This window comes from Microbacterium sp. (genome assembly GCF_047605725.1).
In the GTDB taxonomy this organism is placed as follows: domain Bacteria; phylum Actinomycetota; class Actinomycetes; order Actinomycetales; family Microbacteriaceae; genus Microbacterium.
The window spans coordinates 66422-83125 of sequence record NZ_JASGFE010000002.1 but is presented as its reverse complement, the minus strand read 5'-3'; the positions used below and the strand labels follow the sequence as shown (position 1 = coordinate 83125).

Genomic DNA, 16704 nt, shown 5'->3' with positions numbered 1-16704 from the left:
AGATCCTCCGAACTTCGTGCGACTCTCCGAAGTTCGTGCGCGCGAGCGCGCGGATGCCGGAGGCCGGGAGATCGGATGCCGGGAGCCCGCGCCGCGGTCAGCCCGCGGCGTCGAGGTAGTGCTCGATGAGGTGGTCGGCGATCGCGAGGCTGCTGGTGGCCGCCGGCGACGGGGCGTTGCGCAGCAGCGTCACCGGCCCGAGCCGGTCGACCGCGAAGTCGTCGAGCAGCTCGCCGCCGCGCCCCCACGCCTGGGCGCGCACGCCTGCGCCGCTCTTGTGGGCGAGGTCGGACATCCGAAGTTCGGGAACGAACCGCTGGGCCTTGCGGAAGTACAGCGGCTTGACGAGCGAGCCGCCGATCTCGTCCACGCCCATGAGCCAGTGCTGCTTGGCCAGCGGCCACGCGCCCGGCCAGCGCAGCGACTCCCACGTGTCCCTCGGCGAGATCGACAGCCAGCCGTAGCCCTCCCGCGCGAGGGCGGGCACGGCGTTGGGGCCGACGTGCACGTTGTCGTAGACGCCGCGGGTGAAATGCACGCCGAGGAACGGGAACCGCGGATCGGGCACCGGATAGATCATGCCTTTGACGAGGTCGGTGCGCTCGGGCGCGAGCTCCCAGTACTCGCCGCGGAACGGGAGGATCTTCGGCGACGGGTCGGCGCCCACCAGCCGCGCCACGACGTCGGAGTGCAGCCCCGCGCACACGACGAGGCGGTCGAACACGTCCTCCGAGACCGGGGTGGTCACGCGCACCGTGTCGCCCTCGCGACGGATGCCGGTGACCTCGTGCCCGAGTCGGATCCGGCCGCCGGCGGCGCGGACGTCCTGGGCCATCGCCTCGGTGATCGTCGCGTAGTCCACCACGGCGGTGTGCGGGGAGTGCACCGCGGCGATGCCCGCCACGTGCGGCTCGAGCTCGCGCAGTGCGGCGACGTCGTCGATGCGCGCCAGGTCGGGCACGCCGTTGGCGATCGAGCGCCGCTCGATCTCGGCGAGCGCGCCCAGCTCCGACTCGTCGACGGCCACGACGAGCTTGCCGACCTCGCGGTAGGGCAGCGCCTTCTCCTGGCAGAACTCGCGGATCAGACCCCGCCCCCGCGCGCACAGCGTGGCCTTGAGCGAGCCCGGCGCGTAGTACAGCCCGGCGTGCACGACGCCGGAGTTGTGGCCGGTCTGGTGCCCGGCCAGCCGGGACTCCTTCTCCAGCACGGTCACCGCGTCGCCGCGCGCGGACAGCGCGCGGGCGAGCGCCACGCCGACGATGCCGCCGCCGACGATTCCGATCCGTTCGGTCATGGGTGCCTCCTCCTGGCCTCGCCCGCTCCCCCGGCTCGGGGCGCGACGGGCCGTGCGCAGCCGCTCATGCGAGCCTGTTGTGCCACATCGACAGCGCCGAGCCGATCGCCATGTGCATGTCGAGGTACTGGTAGGTTCCCAGCCGCCCGCCGAAGTGTACGTCCCGCTCGCCCTTGGCCAGCTCCCGGTAGGCGAGCAGCCGCGCCCGGTCCTCCGGCGTGTTCACCGGGTAGTACGGCTCGTCCTCGCGCGCGGCGAAACGCGAGAACTCGCGCATGATCACGGTCTTGTCGGCCGGGTAGCGGGCGGCGCGCTCGGGGTGGAAGTGCCGGAACTCGTGGATGCGCGTGTAGGGCACGTCGGCGTCCGCGTAGTTCATGACGCTCGTCCCCTGGAAATCGCCCACCGGCACGACCTCCTGCTCGAAATCGAGCGTGCGCCAGCTGAGGGCTCCCTCCGCATAGTCGAAGTAGCGGTCGACGGGGCCGGTGTACACGATCGGCAGCTGCCCGACGGTCGCGCGCTTGTTCAGCGGCTGCGACTGGTCGAAGAAGTCGGTCGACAGGCGCACCTCGATCCGCGGGTGGTCGGCCATCCGCTCCAGCCACGCCGTGTAGCCGTCGGTCGGCAGGCCCTCCCACGTGTCGTTGAAGTAGCGGTTGTCGTACGTGTAGCGCACCGGCAGGCGGCTGATCACCTCGGCGGGCAGCTCGGTGGGATCGGTCTGCCACTGCTTGGCGGTGTAGTCGCGGATGAACGCCTCGTACAGCGGGCGCCCGATGAGACCGATCGCCTTCTCCTCCAGGTTCGCGGCATCCTTCGTGTCGAACTCCCCCGCGAGCTCGTGCACGAGCGCGCGCGCCTGGTCCGGCGAGTAGGCGGCCTGGAAGAACTGGTTGATCGTCCCCAGGTTGATCGGCAGCGGGTACACCACGCCCTTGTGGTTCGTGTAGACGCGGTGCACGTAGTCCGTGAAGGTCGTGAAGCGGTTCACGTACTCCCACACCGTCGCGTTCGAGGTGTGGAACAGGTGCGCGCCGTAGCGGTGCACCTCGATCCCCGTCTCGGGCTCGTCCTCGCTGTACGCGTTGCCGCCGAGGTGGTGGCGGCGGTCGATGACGGTGACGTCGCGACCGGATGCCGCGGCCCGCTCCGCGATGGTGAGGCCGAAGAAGCCGGAGCCGACGATGAGGAGATCCATCACCAATGCCTTTCCCTGGCCGGGTACGTCAGGCCCGCGCGGACGCCGGAGAGCGCCGCACGGACCTTCTGGGCGCGTCCCGACTCGATCAGCAGGACCTTCGTCCACGCCTTGGCCGTGAACCACAGGTCCTCCCAGAACCACCGGCCGAACCCGTAGCGGCGGACGACGACGATCCGGTTGCGGGTCTGGAAGAAGATCCGCCGGGGCGAGTAGTTGGCCAGGTACACCTGCCTGCCCAGGAAGTCGACCGGATCCGAGTCGCCGAATCTGTGGTCGAGCACGGCGTCGAACACCTTGAGATTGCGAAGTCCGGCCTTGCGCGCCCGGAGGCAGATGTCGTGGTCGACGTAGTCGATGAACAGCGGCTCGTCGTGCAGACCGATCCGTTCCACCAGCGCCCGAGACAGCAGCGACCCCGAGCTGATCAGCATCGGCACCTCCGCCACGCCGGCTCCCGACTCCCGCCGGTAGACGACCCCGGTCGCCATCGAGCGCAGGGCGGGCGCGACGATGCCCGCATCGGGCGTGGCGGCCTGCACCTCGAGCAGCCGATCGATCATCCCGTCGGCGGGCCTGCTGTCCTGGTCGAAGATCACGACGTGGTCGCTGCCCGCCGCGAGCGCCTGCCTGATCCCGGCGTTGAAGCCGGCGGCCACCCCGACGTTCCCGGCCTGGTCGAGGATCGTGACCGCCTCGGGGTCGATCCCGGCAAGCGCGCCCACGGTCTGGTCGCCGGGCGAGTTGTTGACGATGTAGACGTGCGCGACCTGGTCGCGGATCCGCGCGACGTTCTCGACGACCGACTCGTCGGGTCGATAGGCGAGGACGACCGCCGCCGTCGCGTCGCGCAGGGCCGCTGCAGCCGTGCTCTTCACCATTCGCAGGCCTACTTGCGGGTGGGGATCGTGAGGATGCCGAGGAACAGACCCGCCATGATCGTCTGGGCGCCCAGGATGAGCAGCAGCGACGCGGGGATCGCCACGCGCAGCGTCTCCCGCGGATCGAGCGGCCCGAACCCGGCGGCCCCCCACGCGCCGGCCTGGAGGACGAACATCACCACCCCCAGCAGGAACACCGCCAGGCCCACGAGCGCGAGCGACTCCAGGCTCGTGCGCTGCGCCAGCCACGCGAACAGCCGTCCTCGCGGCAGCCGGTATCCCTCGCGCTCGGCGTACAGCTTCGTGAGCACGGCGAACAGCACACCCTGGTAGCCCACCACGGCCAGCGCGGCGAGGTAGACCTGGCTCGCCACATCGAACCCGACGCCCGCGATGGTCGCCGGCCCCAGCAGCAGCGCGAGCGTGCCGACGACGCCGACGATCAGCGCGATCAGCCCGGGCACGAGGAACAGCCAGCGGGGGCTGAAGATGAGCAGGAACCTCAGATGACGCCACCCGTCGCGCCAGCTGCGCAGGTGCGGCGGCCGGCTCCGGCCGTCCTTGCGCAACGTGGTGGGGACCTCGCTGACGGTCAGGTGGGCGAGAGTGGACTTCACGACCATCTCGCTGGCGAACTCCATGCCGGTCGTCTGCAGCTCCAGGTCGAGGATCGAGCGGCGGTTGAATCCGCGGAGCCCGCAGTGGAAGTCGCGGATCGGCGAGGTGAAGAGCGTCCGTCCGATCCACGTGAGCACCGGATTGCCGAGGTACTTGTGCAGGGGCGGCATGGCCCCGGGCTCGATCCCGCCCCGGAACCGATTGCCCATGACCAGATCGTCACCGGCGCGAAGACGATCGACGAAGGGCTGCAGCGCCGTGAAGTCGTAGCTGTCGTCGGCATCGCCCATGATGACGTAGCGGCCCCGGGCCGCCTCGATCCCGCCGATCAGCGCCGCGCCGTAGCCCTTGACCGGGATGTCGGCCACGCGCGCGCCGTGACGGCGGGCGATGTCCTGCGAGCCGTCGGAGCTGCCGTTGTCGGCGATCAGCACCTCACCGTCGACGCCGGCTCGCTCCAGATAGCCCTTCGCCTTGTCGATGCAGGTCGCGAGCGTCTCGGCCTCGTTGAGGCATGGCATGAGGATCGTCAGCTCGACCTCGTCGTTTGTCTTCATCGTCCTTCTCGGTGCCCGGGTCCGTCGCCCCCGCGATCATAGCCGATGCGCTCCCCCGGGCCCGGTCGACGCTCGTCGCGCCATCGCCGCGGCGCACAGCGCGGCCGCGGAGAGGGTCATCCCGACCGAGACGCCCCAGAGCGCGCCGCTGACGCCGTCGGCGGCGAGCGCCACCCACACCATGCAGGTCACCCCCACCAGGGACGAGACCCCGGACAGCAGCGTCGCGCGCCGCGCACGACCGGTGGCCGACAGGTAGCCCACGACCAGCACCGAGACGGAGAAGCCGAACACTCCGACCATGAGCAGCTGGGCCAGGGCGACCGCCGGGCCGAATCCGGCGCCGAAGAACAGCGGCAGCACCCAGGGCATGAGGAGGGCCACCAGCGCGCAGCCGACGGCGAGCACACCTCCGACGGCCGCCAGCGCACGAACGAACAGCAGCCGCTGCTCCGGCCCCGGCAGCGCCGCCCACGCGCCGAATCTCGGCAGGAGCGCGAGGGTCACCGCCTGCGAGATCATCGACACCGGCGTGGCCAGCGAGAGGGCCGCGGCGAACTGCCCGGCGTGCGCAGGCGAGTCGAACGCGTAGGCGATGACCATCGACAGCTGCATGAGACCGTTGGTCGCGATCAGGGCCAGCGAGTTCCACACGATGAACGATCCGACCCGGGGCGCGCCGGGCTCGGCGGAGACGTCGTCGCGGAGCGCCCGCCGGGCGATCACCGCCGCCGCCACCGCGAAGGTGCCGTATCCGACCACCGCGGGGACCAGGGCGAACAGCTCGGCCCCCGTCAGCACGACCACCGCCAGGAGACCGATCGCGAGCACCGCGGTCACGATGTCCCACAGCGCGGCCGACGCCGCTCTGCCTGCCCCCATCAGGAGGCCGCGTCCGTAGATGTAGCCCGACCAGCCCGCCGTCAGGGCGACCAGCGTGAGGGCATCCAAGACGGACCCGCCGAGGGCGACGGCCAGGAGCGCCGCGGCGCCACCGATCGGCACCAGCGAGACGAGGAGGGAGCGCTGCAGCCGCCGCCGCATGCGCTCGCCGCCATGACCGGGTCGGGCGAAGGCCGCAGCCGCGTTCCCTGCCGCCGTCGGCCACGCGAGCGAGAGCAGGATCGATGCGGCGAAGGCGACGTTGACGGCCGACAGCACGTCGGCCCCGAGGGCCCGCCCGACGACCGCGGCGTACGCGAACCGCGACAGGCCCTGCGCAAGGACTCCGAGTGTGGACAATGCCGAGTCTCCGACAGCCGAGGCTCGTCGCATCATGCAGTGAATACTATCGTTCGGGCGGACGAGCACCGTTCGTGCCGGGAGGAGCGCGAGTGACCATCGACATCATGCTGCCGTTCTACGGCCGCGCCGATCATTTCGCGCAGGCGGTGCGCAGCGTGCTCGCGCAGACGGACGGGAACTGGCGACTGGTCGTCATCGACGACGCGAACCCGGACACGGCACCCGGGGAGTGGGCGCGCAGCCTCGCCGACCCGCGGGTCGAGTACCGCCGCCACGAGCGCAACCTCGGCATCAACGCGACCTTCCAGGAGTGCATCGACCTCTCGCGCGCGGAGTGGGTGACCATCTTCGGCTGCGACGACGTCATGCGGCCGGGCTACATCGCCCGGGTCCGTGAGCTGATCGCCCGCCATACCGCTGCCCGCATCGTGCATCCGGGCACCGGCATCATCGATGCCGAGGGGCGCCCGGCACGCACGCTCGTCGACACCGCGAAGGCGCTGTACCGGCCGCGCGGGCCCCGCCCGCTGCTGCTGTCCGGCGCGGAGCTTGCGACGAGCCTCACCCGTGGCAACTGGATGAACTTCCCCGCCCTGGTCTGGCACGGGCCGACGATCCGTGAGATCGGCTTCCAGCAGGGCTACGACGTGGTGCAGGACCTCGCGCTGGCTCTGGACGTGTGCCGGGCAGGCGGCGCGCTGCTGCTGGACGACGAGATCGTCTTCGACTACCGGCGCCACGGCGGCAGCGTCTCGTCGTGGCGCGCCGTCGACGGGAGCCGCTTCACAGAGGAGCGCGAGTTCTTCACCGCCCTGGTCGCCGACTTCCGCGACCGCGGCTGGCACCGCGCCGCGCGAGCGGCCCGGATGCACCTGTCCAGTCGCCTGAACGCTCTCACCCGGATGCCGTCAGCGCTGCGCGCGGGCGACCGTGCGGGACTGGCCGTCCTCGCCGGGCACGTGTTCCTGCCGTAGCCCGGATGCCGCTCACTGCGCGGGGACGACCCGCCAGACCGTCAGGTCCGTGCGGTTGAGGGGGAAGTCCGCAAGCTCGGTGAGACAGCCGGAGGCGGGGACCTGGCTGCTGTCGGTCAGCACGAACGCGACGTTCTGCTGGGCGAAGGCGGAGCACGGATCGAAGGTGACCTGGATCAGATCGGGGAACGGGTTGGACACGACCGGCTCGCCCGGCCCGAGCGACCAGGTCACCGCGGCGAGCCGGTTCCACTCGTATTCGAACCGGCCCTGCGGGTCGATCGCCTCCCACATCTGGGCGCTGGGCGTCCCCTGAAAGCCGTTGAACGCCTCCACACCGCTTTCCAGCAGCATGGCGCTGGTCAGCCTGTCCCCGATGCCGACCCAGGCGCCCCCCTCGGTGTCGTCGAGCTCCTGGATCAGACGCGACGGCTCGGTCTCGCGCAGATCGAACACGCCCAGATACAGCGGATTGACCCCGTAGCTGCCCGCGAGCGAGACCACCAGGAGCAGTCCGGCGGCAAGCGCCGGCCACCCGCGCGCGGCCGCGAGGACCACGACAGCGCTCACGACCGCGATCACCGGCCACAGCGCGGCGGCGGCCAGCAGGTGCGGCGCCCCCACGAACAGCGCCAGCGCGATCACCCCCTGTGCCACGACGAACCCGGCCGGCCCGATCGAGGAGACCGCCCAGCCGGGCCGGGAACGCCCGGTCACCTCGGCGAGGACCATGACGAGGATCGCGAACGACGCGAACCCCAGGCCGATCCGAACTCTTCCCAGCGTCGTGCGATCCAGGAGCAGAAGGTGCGCGATCGGGTCCCACCCGGGGACGAACACGAACAGGAGGAGCACCAGGGCGCTCGCGAGAGCCAGCACCAGAGGCCACGGGAGCGCACGCCGGTCCCGACGGCACCGCCAGACCAGCCACACCACGACGGGGGCGAGGAAGAGCCCAGGAAGGAAGAACGTCGCCGACTCGGATGCGTTCGGGTCGAGGAATCGTCCGGCGTGGCGCAGCGCGTCGGTGAAGGAGGACCCGAAGACCGCGGCCACCGCGCGGACGTTGCTTCCGGACCCCGTCGCCTCCAGCCGTTCGCCCGGGTACGCCGTGGAGAGGAAGCCGTGCACCACGTCCCACCGGGTCACCAGCCAGACCACGAGGACGACCCCCGCCGACGCACCGGCGGCCAGCACCGCGCCGCTGCGCGCCAGCACGAACCGCCACCCCTGCACACGAGCCGACGAGACCACCATGCCTACCGCGGTGCACGCCACGACGAGGGCGATCGGGATGATGAAGGGCACATAGATCCCCATGCCCATCACGACGGTGAGATAGCACAGCAGCGCAAGCCAGATCCCCGCCGCTCTTCGGCTCCTGGATTTCAGCATCCAGCCGAGCCCGGCGAGCACCGCCAGCCCCCAGGCGACCGGCCACAGCGTCGTCTGCAGGAGCCACCACTGGAAGAACGGGCTCAGCGCGAACGCGGCCGCGAGCACCATCGACGTGATCGGGCGAGCCGGGAGGTGGACCAGCGCGAACAGGTAGGCCGCGCCGGCGACCCCGAACAGCGGCAGCCACCACTTCCACGCCTGCGCGTGGTCGACGTCGGCGATCCAGAAGCCCCACAGGTGCGGCCGGAAGATCGCCGTCCAGTCCACGCGCGGCAGATCCTGGGGAATGGTGGCATCCATCCCGCCGGGGAAGGTGTGGTTCACCAGAGGCAGCCCCTGCTGGTTCTGGGCGATCGCCCAGACCGTCTGGACGCTCCACTCGTCGGCACGGATCAGGTTGGGCGCGCCCAGCAGGAGAGCGGGGTCCTCGCCCGCGTAGACCATCGGATAGAAGGCCCCGGAGGACGTGCCGTTGATCGAGGTGAGGACCAGGACCGCCCACACGCCCAGCAGGAGCAGCAGCCCGAAGGCGACCACCCTGGCATTGGGAAGACCGACGGCGGTGGGGAGCACGAAGCGATCCCACCGGGTGCGGACAGCCTCGATCCTCGCGCGCATTCCCCCATCCTCCCAGTCGCCCGCGCCGCTGGCAGGAGCGGCGCTCCCTGCGCGGATAAGATCGGTGGGTGATCGGTAGGGGCGGAACCGTCGGACGTGCCCTCGCCGCGACCCGGCAGCGGCGCAGACTCCGCGCGGGCCGGCTGAGCTGGGTCATCAAGATCAGCGCACCCGCCGACGAGTCGGCGGCGCGATGGGGCGACACGGCATTCGCCGAAGACCTCGCGGTCGCTCTGCGGGCGCTGGGGCAGCACGTCCGCATCGACTTCCTCGGCTCGGCGCCCGGCACGCCCGGAGACGTCGTGCTCGTCCTGCGCGGCCTGCATCGCATCGACGCGGCGCCCGGCGCCCTGAACTACCTCTGGATCATCAGCCACCCCGACGCGGTCACCGACGAGGAGCTCAGCGGCGGGTGGGATCGCGTCTTCGCGGCGAGCCGCACCTGGCCGCGGGGCGCCGCAGCCGGCGCCATCCCGCTTCTCCAGGCGGCGTCGACGACACGATTCTCCCCCGGCCCCGGCGACCCGGCGGCGGCGGAGGACGTGCTCTTCGTGGGCACCTCGCGCGGTGTCGTGCGGCCGGTGGTGCGCGACGCGATCGCCGCCGGCGCCCCCCTCGCGATCTACGGCCACGACTGGGAGGACTACGTCGAACCGCGGTTCGTCCGCGCCGATCATCTGGCGTTCGCGCGCGTGCCGACGGCCTACCGGAGCGCGCGCATCGTATTGAACGACCACTGGGAGGACATGCGTCGCAACGGCTTCATCTCGAACCGTCTGTTCGACGCGACGTTCGTCGGGGCGCGGGTGATCTCCGACTCCTTCGAGGGCCGTGAGGAGCTCTTCGGCGGCCTCGTGCGAACGTATGCCGACGTGTCCGAGCTCAGGTCCCTGCTCACGGACGAGGGATGCTGGCCCTCCGAGGCGGAGCGGCATCGCCTGGCCGCCGCGATCCGGCAGCAGCATTCCTTCGACGCTCGCGCGGCGACGCTCCTCGACTACGCGCTGCGCGACACGGGCGCCGCGCGCCCTACTCGCTGAGCACGACCACCGAGGCCTCGGCCTCGGCTCGCACCACACCCGTCGTGCGCTCGTAGTCCGCGGCGTTGAACGACGTCGCCTGCACGAGGTCGTGGATGTGACGGCTGGACGAGTCCATGAAGGACGTATTGATGAAGTACTTGCCGGACCCGAAGCAGGTGTTCCTGAGGACGAAGCTCACCGTCGCCTCGCCCTTCAGCGGGGCCAGCTCGAGGCCGAGGCGGCGCGTGTCGGTTCCCATCACCTTCTGCCCGAGCGCGTTGTCGATCTGCACCGCGCACAGCCAGTCCTCGACGCCCTCGTCCGAGCGCACCGTGGCCGTGATCCGGAGGTCGTCGCCGAACTGCACGTCCTCTCCCGGTTGCCGGCCCGCTGCAGCCGCCTCGGTCGAGAGCACCAGCCCCTCCGGGATCCGATCCGGGTTCTGGCTCTCGCCGGTGGCCGCGACGTCCGCCTGCCGACGGTCCTCCAGGATGTCGCGGAACTTCCCCACCGCGCGCATCGGGTCGCCGTCGAAGACGACGGTCCCGGCGTTGAGCAGGACCGCCCGATCGCACAGCTCGGTGATCTGCCCGAGGGAGTGGCTGACGATGATGATCGTGCGCCCCTCCGACTGGAAGGTGCGGATCTTGTCGAGGCACTTGCGCTGGAAGGCCTCGTCTCCCACCGCGAGCACCTCGTCGACGAGCAGGATGTCCGGATCGGTGTGCACCGCGACGGCGAAGGCGAGGCGCACGTACATCCCGGACGAGTAGAACTTGACCTGGGTGTCGATGAAGTCGCCGATCCCGGAGAAGGCGACGATGTCGTCGAACCTCGAGTGGGTCTCCTGCCGTGTCAGGCCGAGGACCGAGGCGTTCAGGAAGATGTTCTCCCGACCGGTCAGGTCGGGGTGGAACCCGGCGCCCAGCTCCAGCAGCGCGGCCAGTCTTCCGCGCTGCTCGACCGACCCCGTGGTCGGATCGACGATGCCGCCGATCACCTTCAGCAGGGTGCTCTTCCCGGAGCCGTTGTGACCGATCAGGCCGACGGTGGTCCCCGCGCCGATGGCGATGTCCACGTCGCGCAACGCCCAGAAGTCCTGCTTGTGCCTGCGCCCGGCGCGACCGAGCGTGACGATGCGCTCCTTGATGGAGGAGTCCTTGCGCACCGTGAACCTCTTCGAGACGCCGCGGACGCGCACGACGTCCGGGGTCGAACCAGCGGTGTCTTGGGTGACCATCGGGCTCAGAGCTCCTGGGCGAAGTTGCCCTGCAGGCGGAGGAAGACGCGGTGGCAGACGAAGAGCAGGACGACGCCGACGACGAATGAGACGCCGAGTCTCAGCATGAGGTGGTCGGGCTGGGGGAAGTCCGCCCCCGCACCCCAGAAGGCCTTCTGGAACCCGATGATGGCAAGGGTGAGGGGGTTGTTCGTGTAGATGTCCAGCAGCAGCGGCGACGACACGATGCTGCTCACCATCTGCCAGGAGTACACGACCGGGCTCGCCCAGAACAGCACCATCGTGCCGAGCTCGACGAGGTACTGCACATCGCGCAGGTACACGTTCAGCGCGCTGAACAGCAGGCCGAGCGCCGTGCCGTACACGACGAGCACCACGACGGAGGGGATCGCGTACGCCAGCTCGGGCTGGAAGGGGGGCTTGCCGACGAGGAAGGTCGCCGCGAGGAGGACGACGAGCTGGATGCCGAAGTTGAACAGCGCGGACCCGACGCTCGCCAGGGGGAAGACCTCGCGAGGCACGTAGACCTTCTTGACCAGGCCGCTGTTCCCGATGATCGACCCGGTCGCGCCGGTGACGATCTCGGTGAACAGGCCGATCGCGGTGAGTCCCGCGAAGATGTAGACCGCGAAGTCGGGGATGCCGCGCGCAGCCTGCAGGAACTTCCCGACGACGACGTAGTAGATCGCCAGCTGCATCAGCGGCCGGGCCAGCGACCAGAAGAACCCGAGTGTGGAGTCCTTGTACCGCGCCTTGAGGTCGCGGCGCACGAGCAGGTCGAGCATCTCGCGGTGGAAGATCAGGTCCCGCGTCGACCGCCACAGATCGTGCGGTCGCAGACCGGTGGCGGCGCCGACCGTCCGCATCGGCGTCGCCGCGAGTCGTTCGAAACGCGCACCGGCACTCGGATCGGGCGAAATGGACATCCTCACGATCCTAACGGCGAGTCGGCTGAACGACTGCCCGGTATCGTGCGCTCACTCCGCCCGGCGCCGCAGCCGCCGCAGGGCGCGACCGAGGACGGTGTCGCGACCGGCGATGCGCCGCAGCGCCGCCCCGGTGCCGGGTCGATGCATGCGCAGGTACATGCGCGCGAAGTCGATCAGGCGCCCTTCGCCCACCTCGCCGACGCCCCTCAGGTAGTGGATCGCATCGACGCTGTACCCCGGGAGCGTGGCGGAGATCTGATCGAGCTTGTACTCCAGCGCGGTGTGGCTGATCGACATGTGGTCGCGGGTCGCCACGGTGCGCGTGTGGAATCCGAGTTCACCGGCCGCGTAGGAGGGCAGCCGCTCCAGGACGTGGGCGAGCCCGCCGTCCTGATAGGCCTCGGCACCGCCGAACTGAGCGTAGGACCACGGATGCTCGACCAGGATCCGGAGCGCCTCGGGACGAGCGATGAACATCCCGCCGTAGGGCGCGAGCGGGGAGACGTCGTCGAACGGCACCCGGATGCCGAGCTGGGCGCACAGGTCCTCGGCGCCCTTCCGGTTGGCCCACCACGCCCGGCCCAGCGTCGGGTAGCCGATGTGGATCATCGGCGGATAGACGAGGCCGAGACCGGGCTCGCGCTGGAACAGCGCGAAGACGTTCGCGGTGTATCCGGGGCTGTCCAACAGGTTCCGGAACTGCAGATCCCGGAAGTGCCGGCCGACGTTGAAGCCGTCCTGCGGGGTCTTCTTGGAGTGCAGCCTGACCACGAGGCCGTACTCTCCGCTCAGGAGCTCGTCACGGCATCCGATGAGGAAGGCGCTCTGGTCCCGGCCGTCGTTCGAGACGAGACGGACCTCGGTGCTGCCGTCTGCGCGGGGCCGACGCTCGGCGACCGCCCGAATGGCCGCCGCGCGCTGCTCGTCGGGGGTCGTGATCACCACGTCGCAGGGGCCTGGCACGGTGTCGATGCGGTCGAGCAGCTCGTCCGTCATCTCCGGGTAGTAGATGTGGAGGGCGGCCAGGGTGCGCAGCGGCCGGGCGGGGTCGTAGGAACGACCGTCGTCGGTGAGCACCTCGAGCATCCCGGCGTTGGTGTTGAGGACCTTCGGCGGCACGTTGCGTGCGAAGTTCTGCCAGAACACGTCCATGGGATAGCCCCGGTCCGCCACCTTGCGCGCGATCTCACGGCCGATCACCGCGTGCCGGTCCATGTACGGCGGGTAGTGGAAGAACGGCCGCCGCTTGATGAGGGGGCATCCGTCGTCTAGCAGCAGGTCCGGGTTGAACAGGGCCGGATGGTCGGTCGGATAGTCCTCGGAGGAGAACGCGACCCCGTGGACGAAGCCTTCGGCGGCCAGGCGATGCGTGAACAGCGTCTCGTGCTTCAAGACGGCGTCGAAGTAGTCCGGCATCTCCGGAAGCTCCCGCCAGTAATCCCGCCAGACGGTGGAGAGGAAGAGCTCACGACGCGCGGCGATCCAGAACGACTGGAGGTGGTAGTGCAGCACGCCTTCGCCGGTGAACGGATTGGGCTCCTCCCGGGCGTGGTCGGTCATGCCCCAGAAATGCACGGCCTGCTGCGCCATGCGCTCCAGCACCGGGCGGTAGGGGTTCACCGGTCCCATCCAGGTGTCGTTCGTCAGGATCACCTCGTCGAAGTCCGCGAGGCGATCGCCCAGGTGGTCCAGGCCCGCCTTGTGCGCCCAGATGTCGAAGCCCGCGTTCTCGCGCACGAGGATCTCGTCGGCCACGGGCTCGAGCAGGGCACGGCCCTCGTCGCTGAGCTCGCCGTTGACGACCACCAGCAGGTGCTCGATGTCCTCACGCATGCCCGCGAGCGCATACGGGATGTAGTCGTCGATCCCCCCGCGCCGATCCCACACGGTGTAGACGAGGGCCCGCCGCGCGTCGGCGGGCAGTCGCCGCGCCGGCGGCACCGAGATCTCCTGAGGCGGCACGGATCAGCGCAGACCGTGCTCGAGCGCCTTGAGGAGGTATTGCCCGTAGCCGCTCTTGATGAGGGGCTCCGCCCGCCGGCGGAGCTCGTCGTCGGTGAGCAGGCCCATCCGCCAGGCGACCTCCTCGGGGCAGCCGATGGACAGGCCCTGCCGCTTCTGCACGGTGCGGATGAACTCGGTCGCCTCGGCGAGCGAGTCGAACGTCCCGGTGTCCAGCCACGCCGTCCCGCGCGGCAGCAGCTCGACCTGCAGGGTGCCGCGCCGGAGGTACTCGCGGTTCACGTCCGTGATCTCCAGCTCGCCCCGCGGCGACGGCTGTAGAGCCTTCGCGATCTCCACGACGTCGTTGTCGTAGAAGTAGAGGCCGGGCACCGCGTAGTTGCTCTTGGGCTGCGCGGGCTTCTCCTCGAGCGAGACGACATGACCGGCGTCGTCGAACTCGACCACGCCGTAGGCGGTCGGGTCGTCCACCCAGTAGCCGAAGACGACGCCCCCCTCCAGATCGGCGTACCGGCGCAGGCGTGAGCCCATGCCCTGCCCGTAGAAGATGTTGTCGCCGAGGACGAGCGCCGCCGAGTCCGATCCGATGTGATCCTCGCCGAGGATGAACGCCTGCGCCAGACCGTCCGGCGACGGCTGCGTCTTGTAGGCGATCGACACGCCGAACTGCGAGCCGTCGCCCAGCAGACGCGAGAACTGCTCGGAGTCGTGCGGGGTCGTGATGACGAGGATGTCGGTGACCCCCCCGAGGATCAGCGTCGACAGCGGGTAGTAGATCATCGGCTTGTCGTACACCGGCACGAGCTGTTTGGAGACGCCGAGGGTGACGGGGTGCAACCGGGACCCGGTGCCCCCCGCGAGAATGATGCCACGCATGAAGCCAGTCTCTCCGATGCGGCTGAGCGGCTCAACTCGACCGCCCCGCCGCGTTCAGACCGGCGCGGCCGAGAAGTCGGCGAGGGCCGCGGCGAAGGCCGCGCCGGCGGCGTCGGCCGCGCGGGCCGCCGACGCATGCCCGTTGCCGCGGAGCTCGGCCCATACCGCGTCGTCGGTCAGCGCGTCGGTGAGCGATCGGGAGAGCCGGCCGCGATCCCCCGGCGCGAACAGCAGCGCGTTGTAGCCGTCGAGGACCTCATGGCTCAGGCGCGCGTCCACGGGCGCCAGATAGACCGCCCCGATCGACATGAGCGCGAACGGCAGCAGGCTCGACTGCTGCTCGTCGAACAGGACCACCGCGCGCGGGGCGCGGTCGGCGACAGCGTCGATCGTCTCGAACCGCTCGAGGTGGATCGCCTCCGCCCCGACGGCGCGGCACACCTCCTCGACGGTGCGCCTCTCCTCCGGCCCGGCGCCGATCGTCACGGCCACCGGAGCGGACCGCGCGCTCAGCGGCCGCGGCGCGAGGGCGGGCGGGATGCGTCGGGCGACCTCCCAGGCGGCCTCGGCCTGCAGTTGGGCCGCCGTCCAGCGGTTGGGCGCGATGTAATCGAACTCCGGCCGGTATCCGGCGACGATCCGCGACTGGAGGTCGGGCTGCGCCGGGAATCCGATGCTCTCGACGGCCGGGAGCAGGTAGACCGGGAGCCCCCCGCCCAGTGCCGCCAGCCACGCGGTCTCGGCGACCGACCAGTCGCACGCGACGACGATCCCCCGCCGACCGGAGACCTCGTCCACGACGGCCTCGTCCACGGCATCCCCGGACAGCTCGTGCAGCCGCACCTCGCGCCCGCCCGCACGGAGCGAGGCCGCGAGCGCGTTCACGTAGTCGCGCCACAGCGGGGCGGATGCCGTCCCGACGAGGACGTCGACGGGGGCGTCGGCCGGTACGCGCCGCGCGAGGAAGCCCGTCTCCCAGCGCCTCCAGAACCTCCGCATCGAGGCGAGCTCGCGCTGGCCCTGGCTGTACCCTCGCGACGCCGACTCGTGATGCACCAGCATGGCGGCGGGCTGGTAGAAGCAGCGCACGCCGCGCTCCCACGCCCGCAGTCCGTAGTCGACGTCCTCGAAGCCGAGCCAGAACTCGTCGTCGAGCAGGCCCACGCGTTCGTACGCGTCGCGCGTGATGTAGACGCACGCGCCGGAGATGGAGCGGTTGTACCCGGCGACGTTGGCCGTCGGCTTCGTGGCGGGAGCGCCGACGTGCAGGTGACCGAACCACTGCGGCGCCAGGATCCGCGCGTAGTACGTGCCGCCGTACTGGATGCGTCCGTCCGGATAGACCAGTTTCGGGCTGACCATCCCGATGCGGGGGTCGAGGGCATAGGCGCTGTACTGCAGCGCCTCGATCCAGCCCGGCTTGGCGACGATGTCGCTGTTGAGGAGGACGATGTCGTGCGCGGCACGCGTCATGCCGACGTTGACCGTTCCGGCGAACCCGAGGCGCCGCTCCTTGAGGATCACCGACACGCGGTCGTTCTCGAGCTCCTTGAGCTGGGCGGACACGGCCGGGTCGATGAAGTCGTCGACGATGATGACCTCGTACTCGATCGCGGTGCACGTCTCCTCGATGCTCGCGAGCGCCTCGACGAGCAGGGGGAGGTCGTTGTAGCTCGGGATGACGATGCTGACCGGCCGCCCGTGCGCGGCGACCCACCGGCGCATGTCGGCGTTCGCCGCGACCCCCCGGGTGTTGAGAGTATAGGAGCGGCCGGTGCGTGCCGACCGGATCCGTCGCTGGATCGGATCGGGCAGCTTCGCGAGCGCTCGACGGGCGAGACGTGCGGGAAGACCTGGCATGTCGGGCGCGACCCCTCGAGGTAGGA

Annotated in this window: 13 protein-coding genes; 2 read left to right on the top strand and 11 right to left on the bottom strand. The window is 70.4% G+C overall.

Annotated elements, in window-relative coordinates; all coding sequences use genetic code 11:
• Nucleotides 1–97: 97 nt before the first annotated feature.
• From lhgO to QM641_RS01120, 5 genes are all read right to left on the bottom strand, one after another.
• Nucleotides 98–1297, bottom strand: a complete 1200-nt coding sequence (lhgO, locus tag QM641_RS01140) for an L-2-hydroxyglutarate oxidase (RefSeq protein WP_415112599.1) — start codon at nt 1295–1297, stop codon at nt 98–100.
• Nucleotides 1298–1361: 64 nt separating this feature from the next.
• Nucleotides 1362–2498 (bottom strand): UDP-galactopyranose mutase, encoded by a 1137-nt coding sequence (gene glf / locus QM641_RS01135; protein WP_415112597.1) that lies wholly within the window; start codon nt 2496–2498, stop codon nt 1362–1364.
• Nucleotides 2498–3379 (bottom strand): glycosyltransferase, encoded by an 882-nt coding sequence (locus QM641_RS01130; protein WP_415112595.1) that lies wholly within the window; start codon nt 3377–3379, stop codon nt 2498–2500. The genes glf and QM641_RS01130 overlap by 1 nt, the downstream gene beginning before the upstream one ends.
• An 8-nt stretch (nt 3380–3387) precedes the next feature.
• Nucleotides 3388–4554: a glycosyltransferase family 2 protein gene (locus QM641_RS01125; RefSeq protein WP_415112593.1), complete on the bottom strand. Its 1167-nt coding sequence runs from the start codon at nt 4552–4554 to the stop codon at nt 3388–3390.
• A gap of 36 nt (nt 4555–4590) precedes the next feature.
• Nucleotides 4591–5796 carry a hypothetical protein gene (locus tag QM641_RS01120; RefSeq protein ID WP_415112591.1) on the bottom strand — a complete coding sequence of 402 codons (1206 nt, stop codon included), beginning with the start codon at nt 5794–5796 and terminating at the stop codon, nt 4591–4593.
• Between the two features lie 92 nt (nt 5797–5888).
• Here QM641_RS01120 and QM641_RS01115 point away from each other — a divergent pair, with 92 nt between their 5' ends.
• The gene (locus QM641_RS01115) at nt 5889–6773 is read left to right on the top strand and encodes a glycosyltransferase family 2 protein (RefSeq protein WP_415112589.1); all 885 of its coding nucleotides are present in this window, start codon (nt 5889–5891) and stop codon (nt 6771–6773) included.
• Between the two features lie 12 nt (nt 6774–6785).
• Here the strand turns inward: QM641_RS01115 and QM641_RS01110 are convergent, their stop codons facing one another.
• Nucleotides 6786–8789, bottom strand: a complete 2004-nt coding sequence (locus QM641_RS01110) for a hypothetical protein (protein WP_415112587.1) — start codon at nt 8787–8789, stop codon at nt 6786–6788.
• A gap of 68 nt (nt 8790–8857) precedes the next feature.
• Here QM641_RS01110 and QM641_RS01105 point away from each other — a divergent pair, with 68 nt between their 5' ends.
• Nucleotides 8858–9829 (top strand): glycosyltransferase, encoded by a 972-nt coding sequence (locus QM641_RS01105; RefSeq protein WP_415112585.1) that lies wholly within the window; start codon nt 8858–8860, stop codon nt 9827–9829.
• Here the strand turns inward: QM641_RS01105 and QM641_RS01100 are convergent.
• From QM641_RS01100 to QM641_RS01080, 5 genes are read right to left on the bottom strand one after another with little or no spacing between them, the layout of a single operon-like run.
• A complete protein-coding gene (locus QM641_RS01100) occupies nt 9819–11051 on the bottom strand; it encodes an ABC transporter ATP-binding protein (RefSeq protein ID WP_415112583.1) in 1233 nt (410 codons plus the stop codon). The two genes, QM641_RS01105 and QM641_RS01100, sit on opposite strands and share 11 nt — an antisense overlap.
• Before the next feature lie 5 nt (nt 11052–11056).
• Complete coding sequence (locus tag QM641_RS01095; protein WP_415112581.1) at nt 11057–11977, bottom strand: ABC transporter permease; 921 nt, start codon at nt 11975–11977, stop codon at nt 11057–11059.
• A 51-nt stretch (nt 11978–12028) separates the two neighbouring features.
• A complete protein-coding gene (locus QM641_RS01090; RefSeq protein WP_415112579.1) occupies nt 12029–13942 on the bottom strand; it encodes a rhamnan synthesis F family protein in 1914 nt (637 codons plus the stop codon).
• A 3-nt stretch (nt 13943–13945) separates the two neighbouring features.
• Nucleotides 13946–14818, bottom strand: coding sequence for a glucose-1-phosphate thymidylyltransferase RfbA (rfbA, locus tag QM641_RS01085; RefSeq protein ID WP_415112577.1), 873 nt, complete (start codon nt 14816–14818; stop codon nt 13946–13948).
• A gap of 54 nt (nt 14819–14872) precedes the next feature.
• A complete protein-coding gene (locus QM641_RS01080) occupies nt 14873–16678 on the bottom strand; it encodes a glycosyltransferase family 2 protein (RefSeq protein ID WP_415112575.1) in 1806 nt (601 codons plus the stop codon).
• Nucleotides 16679–16704 lie beyond the last annotated feature (26 nt).